Genomic DNA, 16627 nt, shown 5'->3' on the forward strand with positions numbered 1-16627 from the left:
TCGCATTATGCTTATAAACTGTAGTAACGTTGGTTTTGTGGGGTGACATTTCGTTGTCAGTCATGATATATGTGAAGTAATTAATTGGAGGATAATATCCTCCCCTACAAATAAAACAACTTATATAAGTTATCATTCTGAATGCAATGAAGAATCTTGGGTTTCGGTTGATTCGTGCATCAACCCTACAACTGCATACTTATGTTTGTGGCTGTTTATGGCGGCAGGAGCTAATTACTGGAGGTGAGAAATCATCTGGAAAGTCAACCACAAGATATTTTAGAGTATAGTGACAGCTTGGTCAGGCAGACAATAGATATCTATTCTGCGTAGATGGAATTCGACAAAAAGAATTAAAATCCTATAAAATATAAAGGAATTTCACCAAATATATTGCAATGATTCCAAAAATCATGGTACAATTTGTATAAAATGGAATACAGTGGAGTTGGAGAGGGGTTTTGATATGAAATTGAATGGAAAATCAATCAAAAAAATAGTTGCTCAGGGGCTTGCGTTGTCTTTGGTATTGACTGTGGTACCAGTGGCAGAGGTAGAAGCAGCAGATTATAAATATATCAAAGTATCGTCAGGTTTTCATGGAGATGTGACACCAGATGGTGGTGGTGACTCTATGCAAGAAGTCAAAAAATTTGATGACATTACCTTTGTATTTTCAGCAGACAATGGTTACCAAGTCAAATCTATTTTGGTGGATGGTGAAGAGGTTGGAAATGCATCAGAATATACATTTGAAGATGTTGTCATTGGACATACTTTGCATGTGACTTTTGAAAAGAAACCGAACTATGGTATGTCAGAAGAAGAAATTGCAGAAGCAGAATTGGCAGCAGAAGAAGCAGCAATTTTAGCGGCAAAGATAAAGATTTTCAATGATGTAGAAACCACACATGAAGATTTTGATGGTATTACCTATGTGTACGAAGAAGGCATTATGTCTGGATTGTCTGAAAAGGTGTTTGCACCAGATGCATCTGTCACACGTGGTATGATTACAGCGATTTTGTATCGTTTGTCTGGCAGTGATCCTGTAGAAAAAGAAGTGAATTTTACAGATGTTTCTGACGATGCGTATTATGCAGAAGCAGTACGTTGGGCAAGCGCAAAGAAAATTGTATCTGGATATGATGAAACCACTTTTGCACCAAATGCAACCATAACCAACCAAGAATTAATTGCATTGTTGTATCGTTTTGCAAAGGTACAATGGATGGATGTTTCTGTTGGAGAAGACACCAATATCTTAAGCTATGAAGACGTTGCAAGCATCAGTGAATATGCAATTCCAGCGTATCAATGGGCTTGTGCATGTGGACTTGTTGGTGATGGCACCACATTGGAACCAAGAGAACTTGCCACAAGAGGAGAAGTTGCAACCATCTTGATGAAATACCAAGCATTGAAAGACTGAATTGCAATAGAATAGAGCACCATCAATAGAATTGTAAGCATAGAAAAAGCCACCTCACATAATCGTGAAGTGGCTTTGGTTTTCTTTATTGGATTTCTTCCAAAACGTTTTTGGTATAGTCCATATATGCAGAAGCATTTTGGATTCCTTCTATTTTATAATCCAAAACTTTGCAAGTGCTGTCTACAAAAACAGTGGTTGGAATACCAGAAAGATTGTTCAAAACCCAGTTGCCAAGGGTTGCGTCAGGTGACATACCAGTGAAGGTGACACCATATTCTGCGTAGGCTGCTTTTACAGTTTCTTCAGCTGCATCATCAGGTGTATCAATAACCACTTGGATCAAATTGACATTTGGCAATTCTGTTTGCAATTGTTGGTAGAATGCTTCCAGTTCTTCTAATTCGTTGATATCAGGATATGCATAGGAACCCCAGAAATTGACAACAGTCAAATCATAATCAAAGAATACAGTGCTGTTGATGTCATCGCCTTCCAATGTGGTGGAGATGAATGCAAGATAGTCATTGTCAGCAGCAGCACTTTCTGTAACCGCTTCCAAATTTGGTGGAGATGTTACAATGGATGCTTCCAATGCTGGCAACAAAGTCAATGCATCGGTGTAAACTGCCATTGCTTCTTCAGAAAAACGAGATGTATCCCCATTGTAATCAGACAACAAATAGTACAAATATCCTTCTTGTGGTTCCAATTCTGTAATGGTATCATAAGAAGCAGCTTCTGATTGGAATGTGGCGTTGTTTTCCATGGATTCTTGTACCACCAAAAGGTTGAATAGTGGAATCATCAAATCTTCCACAGGTACAGTGGATTCCAAATCATCCAATTCTGCAAAGCTTTCAGCTGGAATAAAGCTGTATTTCACTTGTGTGAAGATATCTCCTTCCATATCCAAAAAGCTATTTGGCATCAAATTGATATCGGCATTGTCAATCCAGTCTGTTGGAATGGAAAAGGTCAAACCACTTTGTACAATTGTGGTGGCATCCTCCATAGCCACAGATGCAACATCAATGGAAGGTGTGTCTGCATTGGAGGTGGAATCGGTTGTTTGTTGACTGTTGCCACAACCTGCTACAGTGGCAGAAAGCAACAAAAGCGTTAGTAAGAAACTAAGTTGTTTTTTCATATATAATCTCCTTTTTTGTATGGTTTGTATAATACATTTCTTTAGTATAACGAAAAAATGAAATTTGTGCAATGGAAAAAAATTTATAGTGTTTATGGTAAGTCCCAATTAAAGATAAAAGGGTTTTTATATCTTGTAGGGTACGCATTGTATGCGTACCGAAAGTAGAATGCATACAATGCATTCCCTACATAATAAGATATGTTCATATATGCTAGGTCTCATTAAGTTTAATTGGGATTATGATAAAACTATATTTTAATGGCATTTTAATAGGGAAAGCATTTCTTTTTAAAGAGAATAGGGTATACTAAGAGAAAGACACCATAAAATGGAAAAGAATGCAATTTGGTATACCGATGCTGATTTAGATATAAGAAAGGTAGTGAAAATAGAATGCAAAGAAAAATATTATTGATAGAAGACGAAGTGAAGTTGGCTCGTTTTGTGGAATTGGAATTGCAATACGAAGGATACCAAGCAACCATGAGCCATGAAGGTCGTGAAGGCTTGAAGCTTGCACTAGAAGGTAATTTCGATATGATTTTGTTGGATTTGATGTTGCCAGGGCTTACAGGTATGGAAATTTGTAGACGTGTACGCAAAGCTTCCAATGTACCCATTATCATGTTGACTGCAAAGGATGAAGTTATCGATAAAGTTGCTGGACTGGACAGTGGTGCAGATGATTATTTGACCAAACCATTTGCAATTGAAGAACTTTTGGCAAGAATGCGTGTTGCCTTCAAACATTGCGAAGATACAACTGTAAAAAAGGTGTTGTTGCGAGCACAGGATTTGGAAGTGGATACAGAAAAGAGAATGGTTACTGTTTCTGGTGAAGTGGTTGAATTGACCAAAAAGGAATATGAACTATTGGTGTATTTGGTGCAAAACAAAAACATTGTGCTCACAAGAGAGCAAATTTTAAATGAAGTTTGGGGTTATAGTTATATTGGAGAAACCAATGTTGTGGATGTGTATATTCGTTATTTGCGTGCTAAAATCGACGAAACATTTGAAAAGAAATTCATTCACACCATTCGTGGGGTAGGATATTATGTCAAAGAAGACGAAGAATAAGAAGAAAGAACCATTTTTTGGAAAAATGCGCCATATGGCAATTGCCAGAAAAATTACATTGCTGTATAGTGGTATTTTTACCATGTCCCTATTGGCAATCAGTGCTTTTTTGGCGTTCAATTTTACGGTATTGCAACAACAAGAAGCCAGACAGCATTTGATGAGCAACGTTATGGAAATTGAATCTTTCTTACAACGCAATGGAGGAATAGATACCCATACTTTGCGTAGTATCATACAAGATGATAGTTCAGAAGCTCGTGTATATAACATCACCAGCGGAGAATTGTATTGCACCTATGCAGAAGATGATGCAGAAATTTTCTTGGAAGATGCCAAAAATCGCTTAAAAGAACGTTTGGAATATGCAAGTGAAGGAGATGGCGATATTGAGTTGTTTCGTCAAGAAGGTCTTGAAATAGAAGCCAGACGTGTAGTTCATGAAATTGGTATGGAATATATCTTACATAATGAAGCAAATGAAGAAATTATGTTGATGGCAAAGGAAGTTGTGCTGGAAGATGAAGTTTATTTGGTGGAAACCTTTGAAGTTTTGCAAATGAACAGTGGTTTGTTCCAAGAATTCATTTGGAAATTGGCACTTTGTGACCTTGTGGGGATTCTTTGTTCCATTCTCATTGCCAAGTATATCAGTAGACGTATTTTGCAACCAGTGGATGCCATCCGTGAAGCAGCAGAACGTATTACCATTGAAGATTTGAGCCAACGTATTGATATCAGTGGACCTGATGATGAAATGAAGGAGTTGTCCATTACCTTCAATTCCATGATCAATCGTTTGGAGAAATCCTTTGTGAGACAAAATCAATTCATATCCGATGCATCACATGAGCTGAGAACACCGATTTCTGTTATCCAAGGGTATGCAAACCTCATCAATCGTTGGGGCAAAAGCGATCCAGAAGTTTTGCAAGAATCCATTGATTCCATCTTGAGCGAAACAGAACATATGAGTTCTTTGATTGGGAAATTGTTGTTCCTAGCAAAAGGAGAGCAAAATAAGGTATTGGTACAAAAACAAGTTATGTCTTTGACAGAAATTGTGGAAGACTTGGAAAAAGAAATGGAAGTTCTGGAAACCAAACGCAATTTGCACCTAGAAAAAGAACAAGATGTACAAATTTATGCAGATCCAGACCTGATCAAACAATTGCTTTGGATTTACTTGGAAAATGCCATGAAATACACCAAAGAAAATGGCAATATCACCTTGCGTGTATGGAAAGAAAGAGGATTTGCTTTTGTTTCTGTGACAGACGATGGTGCTGGTATTGCAGAAGCAGAGTTGGATAAGATTTTTGACAGGTTCTATCGTGTAGACCAATCCAGAAATAAAGAAATTTCAGGTACTGGTTTAGGGTTGTCCATTGCAAAATGGATTGTGGATAGTCTGGGTGGTGAAGTTTCTGTGGAAAGTGAAGTTGGAATAAGCACTACATTTACCACAAAATTTGTGATTTACCACGAAAAATAAAGTAGTATAAACAATAAAATGCAATCAAAAAACGCATGGTAGAAGATGATTTCTACGATGCGTTTTTATATGTAATCGATGTTATGTACATAAGAACTGTGCAACCAAAGGCAATGTAGCCATTGAAAGCAATGTGGAAACAAATACAAATTCAGAAGCTCTTTTTGCATCATTTCCATATACATCTGCAAAGGAAGGTGTTGCAGCAGCAGCAGGTGTACCCATCAAAACCACAATAACATTCAAAGCCAGACCATCTAGGAAGAAGGAAGCAACGAATTTGGTGATGATTGGAACAATGAGTAGTGTCAAAAAGCTAAACACATAGACTTGTTTGTCTTTGAATACTTCTTTGATGTTTGCCATTGCAAGCAAGGAGCCAATGTAAACCATAGAAATGGCAACAGTTGTGATGGCTGCGTAATTCAATGCATCGTAAATAGGAGTGGGCAATTCAATGGAAAGCATAAAGAACCCAAAACCAATTACAGATGAGAAGCAAACCAAATTGATGAAGGCATCCTTTAACATCAGTTTAGCAGGCTTTTTGTATTCACCACCAAAAGCAAATAAAGAGGAACAAACCAAGAATAAATACACGTTACAAGTGAACATGATGGAAACGCAATAAATCAAACCATCTGCACCATACATTGCCAAAATCAATGGTTGACCCATAAAGATAACATTGCTGTAGGCACCAGCACCAGAAAATAACCCCAAAGAACGCATATCCATACCCATACACTTCCCAACCAAAAAGAAGAGCAGGGATGCGACAGAACATATGAGAAATGTAACGCCAGCAGTTTTGATGAAAGCAATGGAAATATCATAGGAATATTCACGTTGCATCAACACAATGATGTTACAAGGTACTGCAATCTTTGTAAGAAAGATAGAAAGCCCTTTGGATTGTACCTCTGAAATCATACCTTTTTTGAATAAAACAACACCCATGAGCAATAAAATGAACATGGTGACCAATTGCATAAAAACGACCAGTGCCATTGGAATCTCCTTTCGTGAAACGCAGTTCAAAATGAATATAATATAAATACTGTATTATATTGTATACGAAATGATAGATAGATGCAATCATAAAAGATAAAATGTAGCGAAAAGAAAGGGGATTTATATTTTACGTAGTTACGGAGCGATGAGGGCATCGCTCTCTACAAAAATCAAAACCAAGATTCTTCGTCGCTGTGCTCCTCTGAATGACAGTGCATTGGCGTATGCTTGTAGGGGATGGCGTCCCCGACATCCCGTCATAAACAGCAACAAAGTTCAAATATGCCACAACTGTAGGGTGGGGGCTTGCTCCTGCCGTCATCAACAGCCACTACACAAAATAAGCATTTTACGCAATCAACCAACATAGATACTGATTTTATCATTTTATCATTTGACAACTGCAACCCAGTCATATACTATAGACATAGTGGTTTTTGGGCGTATAGGGATATATTTAGGAGATGCAAAATGGAAATAGCGGGGAATTGTTTTGCGAAATTCAGAGAATATCGGTATTATAGATGGGTTTATGTAATGGGCACCATTTGTACATTTGTCAATGGTATGTGGTTGCACAATACACAATTGTTTTATCTTTCTTTGGTGGTGCTATATTGCATTTTATTTTACAAAGGGATTCATAGAATCATCAGCTATCAAAAGGCAGAAGAAAAGAACTATCCAAGTGTTACAAAAAAAGAATTTGCTAAAAAATATCAGCCATTTCGTATCAAAGTATTTTTGTTTTGGTTGGCATTCATTGTACTATGTACAGTTGGAAAATTTGTGGCACAAATAGAGCATTGGTATTTTTATAGTTGCACTTTTTTCTTTTTGTTTTTGGATCGCTTTTTTGTCAATGTATATTGTTTGTTGCGTAAATTTTCAGATCCAAAGGGTGAAGATGTAATTTGTTGTTGCGGTTGCCCTTGCAGAGGATGGGATTTGTTGATGATTCATACACCATTGTTGTTTGCATTGGAACCGCAAATGATACTGGAAAACAGAGTCATATACATTTCTTCAGGCATAGCATTTCTAAGCATATTGTATTGGGAAAAAAGCAAATATGCATTGGTGGAAGTGAAAAAGATGTGTGCAAAAGCTTGTAATTTGAGTTTGTGTAGAGAAAATAGAAGTTGAAACAAAGTGGCAATATCAGTGAATATTGGTTTCAGAATACACCAAAACCCAGTGCAGAAAAATATCTGAACTGGGCTTATTTTTTTGCAATGCATTTTAAGTTTGTAACAAAAGACAATTAAGAGTCTGTGTCCAAAAATGGTATATTTTCTTCCATAACAATGGAACATTGAGAATTTATGATGGAAGATGCAATTGTTTTTTGACCCATTAAATATTCAAACATAATGGAAAGGGCATCACACCATTGTTTTTCGGGGCACTGGTCAATGGTAGCGCAAATGATTTTTTCATGAATAAAATCAAGTGTCATAGGTGTTTTTTCAAATCCAATGACCTGTATTTTATTTTGCAGTTTCATATTTTTAACAGCAGCAGCAGCCCATTGTGTCAATCCGTTTGTCACATAAATAATATCCAATTCAGGATATTCGTTGATTTTTTCCATGGCAATATCGTAGATTTCACGATAAGATAAAATTTCATCATCCATAGGAATGTCACAGATATCTAAAATTTTTGCATTTGGATAGTTTTCTTCCATAAGTGCAGTAAATCCAGCAATACGTTGTTGAGTTTCAAAAAATCGTTTATTTGGTGCTATCACAAGGCAATTGAAATCATTTTTGGTATACAATCCAGCAAGTCTACCAGCAAGTTTACCCATAGAAAGATTATCAGGTCCATAATGGAATAATTTCCTTGGAGAAGGGCAGTTCTCAAAAACCGTTGCATAGGGAATGTTTTTAGGAATAATTTCATCAATTAGAGATTGATCCTGCACCCCTTGGAAAGGATATAAAAGAATGGCATTTACACCTTTGTCAATCAGTCGTTTGAGTGATTCAATTTGTTCTTGGAAGTTGTATGTATGTGGATATTCCACAATCAATTCCACGCCAAAAGGAGTCAATTTACTTTGGGCAGCTTCCACACCACGACGTGATTTGATCCAAAAATCATTTTCTGTACCAGGTAAACAGACACCTATTGTGTAGGCATAGCGTCTTTTCACCAATGCACGTGCAATTTGACTGGGTTTATAGTTCAATGCATCAATGGCACGTAAAACAGCCTCTTCATTTTTTTTAGAAACTTTACCCCTTTTATGAATTACTCTGTCTACAGTTCCAATGGAAACACCAGACATACGAGCAACATCTTTAATGGTTGCCTGTTGCGTCATATCAATTCTTCCTTTCAATACAATTTAGAAACTTGAATTCCACTAAATTATATATAAAATTAATAGAAAAGTAAAGTAATATAAAACAATTAAAGCTGATTATTTCATACGATATTCCTTTTTGCCAACAAAATCACAACTTGTAATCCAGATATTCCCATTTGGAGCGCCAGATGTTCCAACAGCAGCAGAAGTGATGAGAAGAGTTGTATACGCTTCACCACCAAAAGTCAAACTGCTGGATTGTGTAGCAGACACTTCTATGGAGTTAATTACAGTGCCATCAGGAGCATAGCAATTGACGGTTCCATTGCCCCAACAAGCTGACCAGATGTTATCCAATTGGTCAACCGTCATACCATCAGGAACAGCACCATCATCACTGGTTAAGGTCACAAAAACACGTTGATTGGAAATGGAACCTGTTTCCAAATCATAGTCATATTGATAAATGGTTCTTTTACCAGAATCTGTGTGGTAAAAGGTTTTGTGATCCTTGGTAAAGCCCATACCATTTGTAATTTCCAAGTCTGTTAATAAAACTCTAGGCTCTTTTCCGGTTTCAAAAATCCATAGGGTACCTTCTGTATTTTGTTCTTTTTTTGTACCAGAAATGATTCTGCCGGCAGCATCACAAATGGCATCATTGAATCTTTCTCCACTAGATGCATCCATATGTATAGAAAAAAGTAATGTAAAATGAGATTCGTCTTTGCCATATGGACAGTGGAATACACCGCCTTCTGTCAATACAATCAAATCACCCATTTCATCGAAAACAAATGCACCCAGTTGATATTTTGATTTGAGCAAAACACGACATTCCAAAGAAGCATCGGTTGGATCATAAGCATATAATATGCCAGAAATAATATCTGCAAACACAAATTCTTTGGTTTCTTCGTGCCAAAGTGGGCCTTCACCCAAAACACAAGTTGGAACGTTTAGTTGTTTGAGCATACAAAACCTCCTTACCATTCAGAAACAGAACCATCTTTATGATGGAAAACAGGACTTTTCCATTCAAGATTAGGTTCAACCATATTGCGGATGATTTCTTCATCTACTTCAATACCCAAACCAGGTGCTTTCATAGGCACTACAAAACCATTTTCGTAGTGGAATACAGCATTGTCTTTCAAATAAGCACCAAGTTCTTGACCTTTGTTGTAAGCCATACCAAGACTTTGTTCTTGGATACAGGAATTGATACATGCAAAATCAATTTGCAAACAAGCAGCCAAAGCAACAGGACCCAAAGGACAATGAGGAGCCAATGCAACATCATAGCTTTCTGCCATAGCGGCAATACGTCTTACTTCTGAAATACCACCAGCATGTGAAAGGTCTGGTTGAATGATATCGACACAACCTTTTTCCAACAAATCTTTGAATCCCCAACGCATATAATTGCGTTCACCTGTTGCAAGTGGGATGGAGGTGGATTTGTGTAGTTCAGCAAAGGCATCGATGTTTTCAACAATAACAGGTTCTTCAACAAATATAGGTTTCAAAGGTTCCAATTCTTTTAAAATTGTTTTGGCAGTACCCTTATGAGGACGTCCGTGGAAGTCGATTGCAATACCAAAATCAGGGCCAACAGCATCACGAACTGCTTGTACTTTTTCCAAGAAAGTGGTAATCGTTTTGTGGTCATTGATCCAACCAATGGCATCTGTACCCATCATTTTTACATTATTGAAGCCTTGTGCTTTCTTTTCCAATGCACTTTTGGCAGCAATTTCAGCTGTATCGGAATCAATCCAACTATACATTTCCATTTTATCACGGACTCTACCACCCAACAAATCGTAAATGGGTACATTTAAGTCTTTGCCCTTGATATCCCAAAGAGCTTGGTCAATGCCAGACAATGCACTGGAAAGTACAGGACCACCACGATAAAAACCGCCACGATAGATGGTTTGCCAGATGTGTTCCACTCTACGAGGGTCTTCACCAATCAAATATGGTTTCAATTCGTGTACACATGCTTCGGTTGTCGAAGCACGTCCTTCTACAACAGGTTCACCCCAACCAACGCAACCATCATCCGTTTCAATGCGAACCAAAAGCCAACGTGGTGGTATTCTAAAAGTTTCAATTTTTGCTATTTTCATAAGTATTCTCCTTCTAAATTTGTACGAAACGCAGTTGATACAACAAGAATTAAGAAAGTGGAGGTACAAATTCAGCATCCATCGCATTTTCTGGAACAACAGGTAACAAAGCACCACCATCAACAGTGACACGAGTACCAGTCATATAACTACATTTTTCAGAAGCAAGGAATACCAAAATTTCAGCAATTTCTTCAGGTGCAGCAAAACGTTTGCTCAAGATACGATCTTTGACTTCTTGGATTGGGTGATCATCAGCCCAAACATTGGTATAACCAGGTGCAAGAGAAAGAATGCGAATACCATAAGGTGCAAGTTCTACAGCTGCATTTTCTGCAAATTTAGTGGAAGCAGCTTTGGTAGGTGCATAAATTGTTGCAAGAGGGAAACAGCCATCTACATGGTTGGAAGTGATGTTGATAATGACACCAGCTTTTTTGTGAGCAACCATATTTTTAGCAGCCATTTGTGTTCCAAAATAAACAGACTTCCAATCTGTATTGGTGACGTGTTGCCATTGTTCTTCAGTTGCTTCAAGCAATGGATAAAATTCACTGACACCAGCATTGTTGACCATCAAATCAAGAGAAGGTGCAAATTTTGCAAATGTTTGGAACATATTTTTGAGACTTTCCATATTGCCAACATCGGCTTGGATGGCAATTGCTCTACCACCGGCACTTTCGATTTGGGCACAAGTATCTTTTGCACCTGCTTCATTACGACAATAGTTAACGCCTACATCATAACCATTTTTTGCCAAAGCTATGGCAATGGCTTTACCAATTCCGTGACTTGCTCCAGTAACAAGAGCTGCTTTTTTTTCCATAAGATATACCCCTTTCGTAAATTAAAGTACCAATGAAAATTAAGTAACACAAAAGTGTGTACGTTAACTACATTATAACATCATGTCAAAAAAAGACAATAAGATTTTGAAAAAATTAAAAAAGTTGTTAAAAATGCACAATATATAATTCGATATTTAATGGAATTTCTTTTGTAAAAGAATGATAGATATTTAAAATAGATAGCATACAAGTAATTCTGTGTACAAATAAATACAATGTTGAAAATTCAGAAAGCCGAAAAAAGCTTTATCGTTATAAAAAACAAGAACTATACTTTATGCACAAAAAAACATAATAAAAATTGACAAATGTGATGAAAAGATATAAAAAGATTGACAATATAAAAATGCAAGTTTATAATTGAAGAATGTTAACGTAAACACAAGAAAAATATGGGAAACGAAATGGTATTAGAATAAAAGGGAAGGAGAGTTTAAATTGGGAAATTCTGTTGAATTTAGAAATATTAGTAAAATATTCCCTGGTGTAAAAGCTCTAGATGACATCAGTTTTAAGGCTGAAAGTGGTCAAGTGTATGCTTTTTTAGGTGAAAATGGAGCAGGAAAGTCTACTTTGCTTAAAATCCTCAATGGCGATTATCAACCTGATGGTGGACAATATCTTATAAATGATATGCCGATTCGTTTTCAAACACCCAAAGAAGCCTTGGCTCATGGAGTCAGTGTTATTTATCAAGAACGCCAAATTTTGTTGGATATGACTGTGGCAGAAAATGTTTTTTTGGGGGATTGGCCAAAAGGGAAATTTGGAGAAATTGATTTTGAAGCAATGAATCAAAAAACAAAAGAGATCGCAACCAACTTTGGATTGGACATTGAACCAGATATGAAGGTGGGGATGTTGAGCATAGCTCATCAACAAATGGTTGAAATTATGAAGGCTGTGGTTAGAGATTCTAAAATCATTGCATTTGATGAACCGACTGCAAGTTTGAGTGACAAAGAAATTGATATTTTGTTTGAAATCATTGAACGATTGAAACAAGAAGGAAAGGTTATTTTCTATGTATCACATCGCATGAATGAAATTGCTCAAATTGCACAAAAGGTAATTGTATTCAAAGATGGTACTTTGGTAGATGTTGTGGATCAAGCAACCACATCTGAAGATGAGTTGATTCGTTTGATGGTAGGGCGTTCCTTGGGAGATATTTTCAATGGATTGCCACATAATGAGACTTTTGAAGAAGTTTTGCTGGAAGTGGATGAAATGCTGACACCTTATGTAAACAAGGTGAGCTTTAAAATACACAAAGGTGAAATATTAGGTTTTGCAGGGTTGGTTGGTTCTGGTAGAACAGAAACCATGAATGCACTTTTTGGTTTGAATCCTATGTATAGTGGAAAAATTATCCTTGAAGGAGAAGAAATCAGACCAAAATCACCAGCAGAAGCATTGGAATATGGCTTTGCAATGGTTCCAGAAGATAGAAAAATGCAAGGGATTTTACCCAATATATCGGTTAGAGGCAATATCACCATTTCCATGTTGAAAAAATTAATCAATAAAATTGGATTCATAAAAAATGGAGAAGAAGAAATTGCTCAAGAAATGATTCAACAGCTGAATATAAAAACACCAAATTCAGACAAATTGATTCTGCAACTATCAGGCGGTAATCAACAAAAGGTTATTTTGGCAAGATGGTTGAAAACAAACCCAAAGGTATTGGTTTTGGATGAACCCACAAAAGGGATTGACGTTGGTGCCAAATCAGAATTTTACCGAATCATAACAGAATGTGCACAAAAAGGAATGGCAGTAATTGTTATATCTTCAGAGTTGCCAGAAATTATAGGCATTTCCGATAGGATTTTGGTTATGAGAGAAGGGCGAATTTCAGGAGAATTGTTGAGAAAAGATTTTTCCGAGGAACAAATTTTGAAATATGCAATGGCTAGTCCAGATAGTGAAGCTGTATAAGGGGGATATGTATGGGTGCTTTGATAACAAAATTGAAGAAAAGTGATTTTGCAGAAAAAATTACACTGATGGTTGCAATGGTGATTCTGGTTATTGTATTTACATACATGAATCCCAATTATGCTACATCAGCGAATATGACAAATATCTTGGTTGCTTGTTCTTTGGCAGGCTTTGTGGCAATTGGTGAAACCATGTTGATCATTGCCAATCAAAATGACCTTTCAGCAGGGTCTGTTGCAGCTTGTGCAGGTGTAGTTGCTGCACTTTTGACACAACTAGGAGTTCCAGCTTTGGTATCCATTGCAATTGCTGTTTTGCTGGGTTGTGTGGTTGGTGCAGTCAATGCATCACTTGTTACATTTTTGAAATTACAACCATTTATCGCAACACTTGCAACCATGTCAGTTGTACGTGGGTTTGCGTATATTTTGTGTGGTGGTAAAGCAGTTGCTGTTAGTGACAAAACATTTAGAATGGTTGGTAGCTACAAAGTATTTGGAATCATTTCATTGCCAATTGTATTGTTGTTGATTGCATTTGTTGTATTGGGACTTGTTTTGGCAAAAACTCATTTTGGACGTAGTATCTATGTACTTGGTGGAAATGGATATGCAGCACGTTTGGCTGGTTTGAATCCAACTTCCATTACCTTTAAATTACATATTTTGCAATCTGGACTTGCTGCATTTGCAGGGGTGCTTTTGGCAGCTCGTATGAATTCTGGTCAACCGTCTGCTTGTGTTGGTTTGGAATTTGATGCGATTACAGCAGCAGTATTGGGTGGCACTGCATTTACAGGCGGTATTGGTACCATTTTTGGAACATTCTTAGGGATGTTGTTGTTGCAAGGGTTCAACACTGGACTCAATATGATTGGTGTACAAATTTTCTGGCAAGAAGTTGCACAAGGTACACTTTTGGTTATTGCACTTGCATTTGACTACTATAGAAAACGTATGAGAGATAAAAAATTGCTTGCTGAAAGTATGGAAACAAGGGGCATTAAAATTCCCAAATTGAGCAAATAGCCATTACTTTGGTTTTTATGGTTACAGAGGGTAACTGTTTTAACATAACAATGAGGGTACTAATCAGAAAAGGAGAGATGTAGTATGAAGTATGCTAGAAAATTATTATCAATTGTATTGGCTGGAGCAATGGTGTTGTCTATGACAGCATGTAGTAGCTCTTCAACAGCAGAAACAACAGCGGATTCTTCCAGTGAAGCGGCAGCTGTAACAACCAGCTCTGGAGATTCCAAAGGAAATATTGTTGGTATCTACAAATTGGGTACAATGACATGGTTTATCGAAGAAGGTGCTGCATCAGGTCAAGTGGTAACAGATGCAGGTTACAACTGGAAGTTCTTGGATTGTGATGGCGATGCTGCTACATACATGGAACTTTTAAATACAGTTATTGCAGATAAAGTTGATGGTGTTCTTGTTTGTTTGCCAGACCAAAACTTGAGTCAAGTAACAGTTGAAATGTTGGATGAAGCAGGTATTCCTGTAATCGCAGTTGATGATGCTTTGCAAGAAGAAGATGGTACAAAAATTGCTCCTTGGGTAGGTATCGATGCTTATAACATTGGTAGATCCGTTGGTGAATGGGCAGTTGATTATATTCTTGACAACGACCTTAAAGATGATGAATCCTTTGGTATTTTGTATATGACAGCTGAAACAGTTTCTTCTTGTGTACCTCGTACAGTGGGTGAACGTGAAGCAATCGCAGAAGGCATTCCAGATTTCCCAGAAAGTCGTCAATTCTTCGCAGATTGTGATACTTCCGCAGAAGATGGTAACCAATCCGCTAATGCTGTTGTAACAGGACATCCTGAAATCACAAAATGGCTTGTAATTGGTGTATCTGATGAAAGTAGCCAAGGTGCTGCTCGTGCAATTGAATCTGCTGGTTTGGGTGCTGACTCTATGGTAGTTGGTCTTGGCGCTTACCTTTGTCCAGATGAATTCGAAAATGAAGATTCTTGCTTCAAAGCTGCTGCTTACTTCTCCGCTCGTGATATCGGTGGTACAGCTGCAACAAAAATGATTGATTATTTGGAAAATGGCACAGAAATTCCAGCAGAATATGCTGTAGGTGCAACAATTGTTGAAAAAGGCGATGATTTGGCTGCAATTATGCCAGAATACATCAAATAAATTGTTGGTTCAATAGCAGGTAGAGGGTTGCATGAAAGAGGGTGCAACCCTTTTTGCTATCAAAAATCAGATGGAGTGTGATGAAAATGGTAGAATATATAGAGTTTCTTGGCGAAACCTGTATTCAAATTGAAAATGATTTGGTGCAAGCAATCCTTCTTCCACGTTGTGGTGGAAAAATAATCTCTTTTGTGTACAAGAAAACTGGATTTGAACTATTGTATCAAAATGCCAAAAAAAAATATGGAGAACCATTTTTGGGAGCAGATTTTTCAGAATATGATGCAAGTGGATTTGATGATGCATTTCCCAATGTAGATGCTGGTGAAGTGGAAGTGGCTGGAGAATCAATGCACTATCCAGATCATGGAGAAATTTGGAGTGCTTGTTTCACAGCAACAATTGATGGTGAAACAGTACATTTGACTTACACAAGTCCTGTTTTTGGTTATGAATTTGAAAAAACAGTTTATTTGGAAGAAAATCAGTTGTGTTGTGCATATCGTATTTTCAATAAGAGCAAACGAGCATTTCCAGCATTTTATACCTGTCATTGTTTGGTGAAATACGAAGAAGGTATGCGTATTTTAATGCCAAAGGAAGTGACAGAAGTGGAAAATGTATTCACGGGTGACTGGTTGGGTGAAGCAGGAAGCACTTTACAATATCCAATTGCAGATGTACCAACAGGCAAACTGGATTTGACAAAATTTCCAGACTATGGAACATTGAAATACTATGCAAAAAAACCAATTCAAGAAGGTGTTTGCAAATATGTATATCCAAAATCAAATATGGAAGCGTCGATTGTATTCGATACAGAAAAATTACCTTATTTGGGACTTTGGATAACAGCTGGTGGCTATAGAGGTGAATGGAACTGTGCATTGGAACCAACAAGCGGATATTATGACAGTGTGGAAATTGCAAACCAAAAAGGAAACTGTCCAGTGTTGCAACCAAATGAAACATTTGAATTTACCCTTTCCATTGTATTACAAGACAAAAAATAAATAGATGAATCAAAAAAATCCCTTT

Annotated in this window: 14 protein-coding genes; 8 read left to right on the forward strand and 6 right to left on the reverse strand. The window is 37.1% G+C overall.

Annotated elements, in window-relative coordinates:
- Window positions 1–466: 466 nt before the first annotated feature.
- Window positions 467–1432 (forward strand): S-layer homology domain-containing protein, encoded by a 966-nt coding sequence (locus MJY40_RS02680; protein WP_317855539.1) that lies wholly within the window; start codon window positions 467–469, stop codon window positions 1430–1432.
- 85 nt (window positions 1433–1517) lie between these two features.
- On the opposite strand, the gene MJY40_RS02685 is transcribed toward MJY40_RS02680, so the two are convergent.
- Window positions 1518–2582, reverse strand: coding sequence for a TlpA disulfide reductase family protein (locus MJY40_RS02685; protein WP_317855540.1), 1065 nt, complete (start codon window positions 2580–2582; stop codon window positions 1518–1520).
- A gap of 396 nt (window positions 2583–2978) precedes the next feature.
- Between MJY40_RS02685 and MJY40_RS02690 the strand changes: the two genes are divergently transcribed.
- Window positions 2979–3665 (forward strand): response regulator transcription factor, encoded by a 687-nt coding sequence (locus MJY40_RS02690; protein WP_317855541.1) that lies wholly within the window; start codon window positions 2979–2981, stop codon window positions 3663–3665.
- The gene (locus MJY40_RS02695; protein WP_317855542.1) at window positions 3643–5160 is read left to right on the forward strand and encodes a sensor histidine kinase; all 1518 of its coding nucleotides are present in this window, start codon (window positions 3643–3645) and stop codon (window positions 5158–5160) included. The genes MJY40_RS02690 and MJY40_RS02695 overlap by 23 nt, the downstream gene beginning before the upstream one ends.
- Window positions 5161–5241: 81 nt before the next feature.
- Here MJY40_RS02695 and MJY40_RS02700 read toward each other — a convergent pair whose 3' ends face one another.
- Window positions 5242–6171: an AEC family transporter gene (locus tag MJY40_RS02700; protein ID WP_317855543.1), complete on the reverse strand. Its 930-nt coding sequence runs from the start codon at window positions 6169–6171 to the stop codon at window positions 5242–5244.
- 474 nt (window positions 6172–6645) lie between these two features.
- Between MJY40_RS02700 and MJY40_RS02705 the strand changes: the two genes are divergently transcribed.
- The gene (locus tag MJY40_RS02705; RefSeq protein WP_317855544.1) at window positions 6646–7320 is read left to right on the forward strand and encodes a hypothetical protein; all 675 of its coding nucleotides are present in this window, start codon (window positions 6646–6648) and stop codon (window positions 7318–7320) included.
- Between the two features lie 118 nt (window positions 7321–7438).
- On the opposite strand, the gene MJY40_RS02710 is transcribed toward MJY40_RS02705, so the two are convergent.
- From MJY40_RS02710 to MJY40_RS02725, 4 genes are all read right to left on the reverse strand, one after another.
- Window positions 7439–8506: a LacI family DNA-binding transcriptional regulator gene (locus MJY40_RS02710; protein ID WP_317855545.1), complete on the reverse strand. Its 1068-nt coding sequence runs from the start codon at window positions 8504–8506 to the stop codon at window positions 7439–7441.
- A 99-nt stretch (window positions 8507–8605) separates the two neighbouring features.
- Window positions 8606–9466, reverse strand: a complete 861-nt coding sequence (locus MJY40_RS02715) for an SMP-30/gluconolactonase/LRE family protein (RefSeq protein WP_317855546.1) — start codon at window positions 9464–9466, stop codon at window positions 8606–8608.
- Window positions 9467–9477: 11 nt separating this feature from the next.
- Window positions 9478–10626, reverse strand: a complete 1149-nt coding sequence (gene dgoD, locus MJY40_RS02720) for a galactonate dehydratase (RefSeq protein ID WP_317855547.1) — start codon at window positions 10624–10626, stop codon at window positions 9478–9480.
- A 49-nt stretch (window positions 10627–10675) separates the two neighbouring features.
- Window positions 10676–11455 carry an SDR family NAD(P)-dependent oxidoreductase gene (locus MJY40_RS02725; RefSeq protein WP_317855548.1) on the reverse strand — a complete coding sequence of 260 codons (780 nt, stop codon included), beginning with the start codon at window positions 11453–11455 and terminating at the stop codon, window positions 10676–10678.
- Between the two features lie 460 nt (window positions 11456–11915).
- Here MJY40_RS02725 and MJY40_RS02730 point away from each other — a divergent pair, with 460 nt between their 5' ends.
- From MJY40_RS02730 to MJY40_RS02745, 4 genes are all read left to right on the forward strand, one after another.
- Window positions 11916–13421, forward strand: coding sequence for a sugar ABC transporter ATP-binding protein (locus MJY40_RS02730; protein WP_317855549.1), 1506 nt, complete (start codon window positions 11916–11918; stop codon window positions 13419–13421).
- An 11-nt stretch (window positions 13422–13432) separates the two neighbouring features.
- Entirely contained in the window at window positions 13433–14452 is a 1020-nt protein-coding gene (locus MJY40_RS02735; protein WP_317855550.1) for an ABC transporter permease, read from the forward strand.
- Between the two features lie 84 nt (window positions 14453–14536).
- Entirely contained in the window at window positions 14537–15589 is a 1053-nt protein-coding gene (locus MJY40_RS02740) for a substrate-binding domain-containing protein (RefSeq protein ID WP_317855551.1), read from the forward strand.
- A gap of 80 nt (window positions 15590–15669) precedes the next feature.
- Window positions 15670–16602 (forward strand): DUF4432 family protein, encoded by a 933-nt coding sequence (locus MJY40_RS02745; RefSeq protein ID WP_317855552.1) that lies wholly within the window; start codon window positions 15670–15672, stop codon window positions 16600–16602.
- The last annotated feature ends 25 nt before the right edge of the window (window positions 16603–16627 follow it).

The organism is Chakrabartyella piscis (genome assembly GCA_030067835.1).
GTDB lineage: Bacteria > Bacillota > Clostridia > Lachnospirales > Anaerotignaceae > Chakrabartyella > Chakrabartyella piscis.

What these genes read in the sequence shown, in the direction of transcription:
- MJY40_RS02710 (WP_317855545.1), bottom strand. Translation starts at nt 8,506, where the DNA reads ATGACGCAACAGGCAACCATTAAAGATGTTGCTCGTATGTCTGGTGTT.
- MJY40_RS02715 (WP_317855546.1), bottom strand. Translation starts at nt 9,466, where the DNA reads ATGCTCAAACAACTAAACGTTCCAACTTGTGTTTTGGGTGAAGGCCCA.
- MJY40_RS02685 (WP_317855540.1), bottom strand. Translation starts at nt 2,582, where the DNA reads ATGAAAAAACAACTTAGTTTCTTACTAACGCTTTTGTTGCTTTCTGCC.
- MJY40_RS02705 (WP_317855544.1), top strand. Translation starts at nt 6,646, where the DNA reads ATGGAAATAGCGGGGAATTGTTTTGCGAAATTCAGAGAATATCGGTAT.
- MJY40_RS02695 (WP_317855542.1), top strand. Translation starts at nt 3,643, where the DNA reads ATGTCAAAGAAGACGAAGAATAAGAAGAAAGAACCATTTTTTGGAAAA.
- MJY40_RS02680 (WP_317855539.1), top strand. Translation starts at nt 467, where the DNA reads ATGAAATTGAATGGAAAATCAATCAAAAAAATAGTTGCTCAGGGGCTT.
- MJY40_RS02740 (WP_317855551.1), top strand. Translation starts at nt 14,537, where the DNA reads ATGAAGTATGCTAGAAAATTATTATCAATTGTATTGGCTGGAGCAATG.
- MJY40_RS02735 (WP_317855550.1), top strand. Translation starts at nt 13,433, where the DNA reads ATGGGTGCTTTGATAACAAAATTGAAGAAAAGTGATTTTGCAGAAAAA.
- MJY40_RS02725 (WP_317855548.1), bottom strand. Translation starts at nt 11,455, where the DNA reads ATGGAAAAAAAAGCAGCTCTTGTTACTGGAGCAAGTCACGGAATTGGT.
- MJY40_RS02700 (WP_317855543.1), bottom strand. Translation starts at nt 6,171, where the DNA reads ATGGCACTGGTCGTTTTTATGCAATTGGTCACCATGTTCATTTTATTG.
- dgoD (WP_317855547.1), bottom strand. Translation starts at nt 10,626, where the DNA reads ATGAAAATAGCAAAAATTGAAACTTTTAGAATACCACCACGTTGGCTT.
- MJY40_RS02690 (WP_317855541.1), top strand. Translation starts at nt 2,979, where the DNA reads ATGCAAAGAAAAATATTATTGATAGAAGACGAAGTGAAGTTGGCTCGT.
- MJY40_RS02745 (WP_317855552.1), top strand. Translation starts at nt 15,670, where the DNA reads ATGAAAATGGTAGAATATATAGAGTTTCTTGGCGAAACCTGTATTCAA.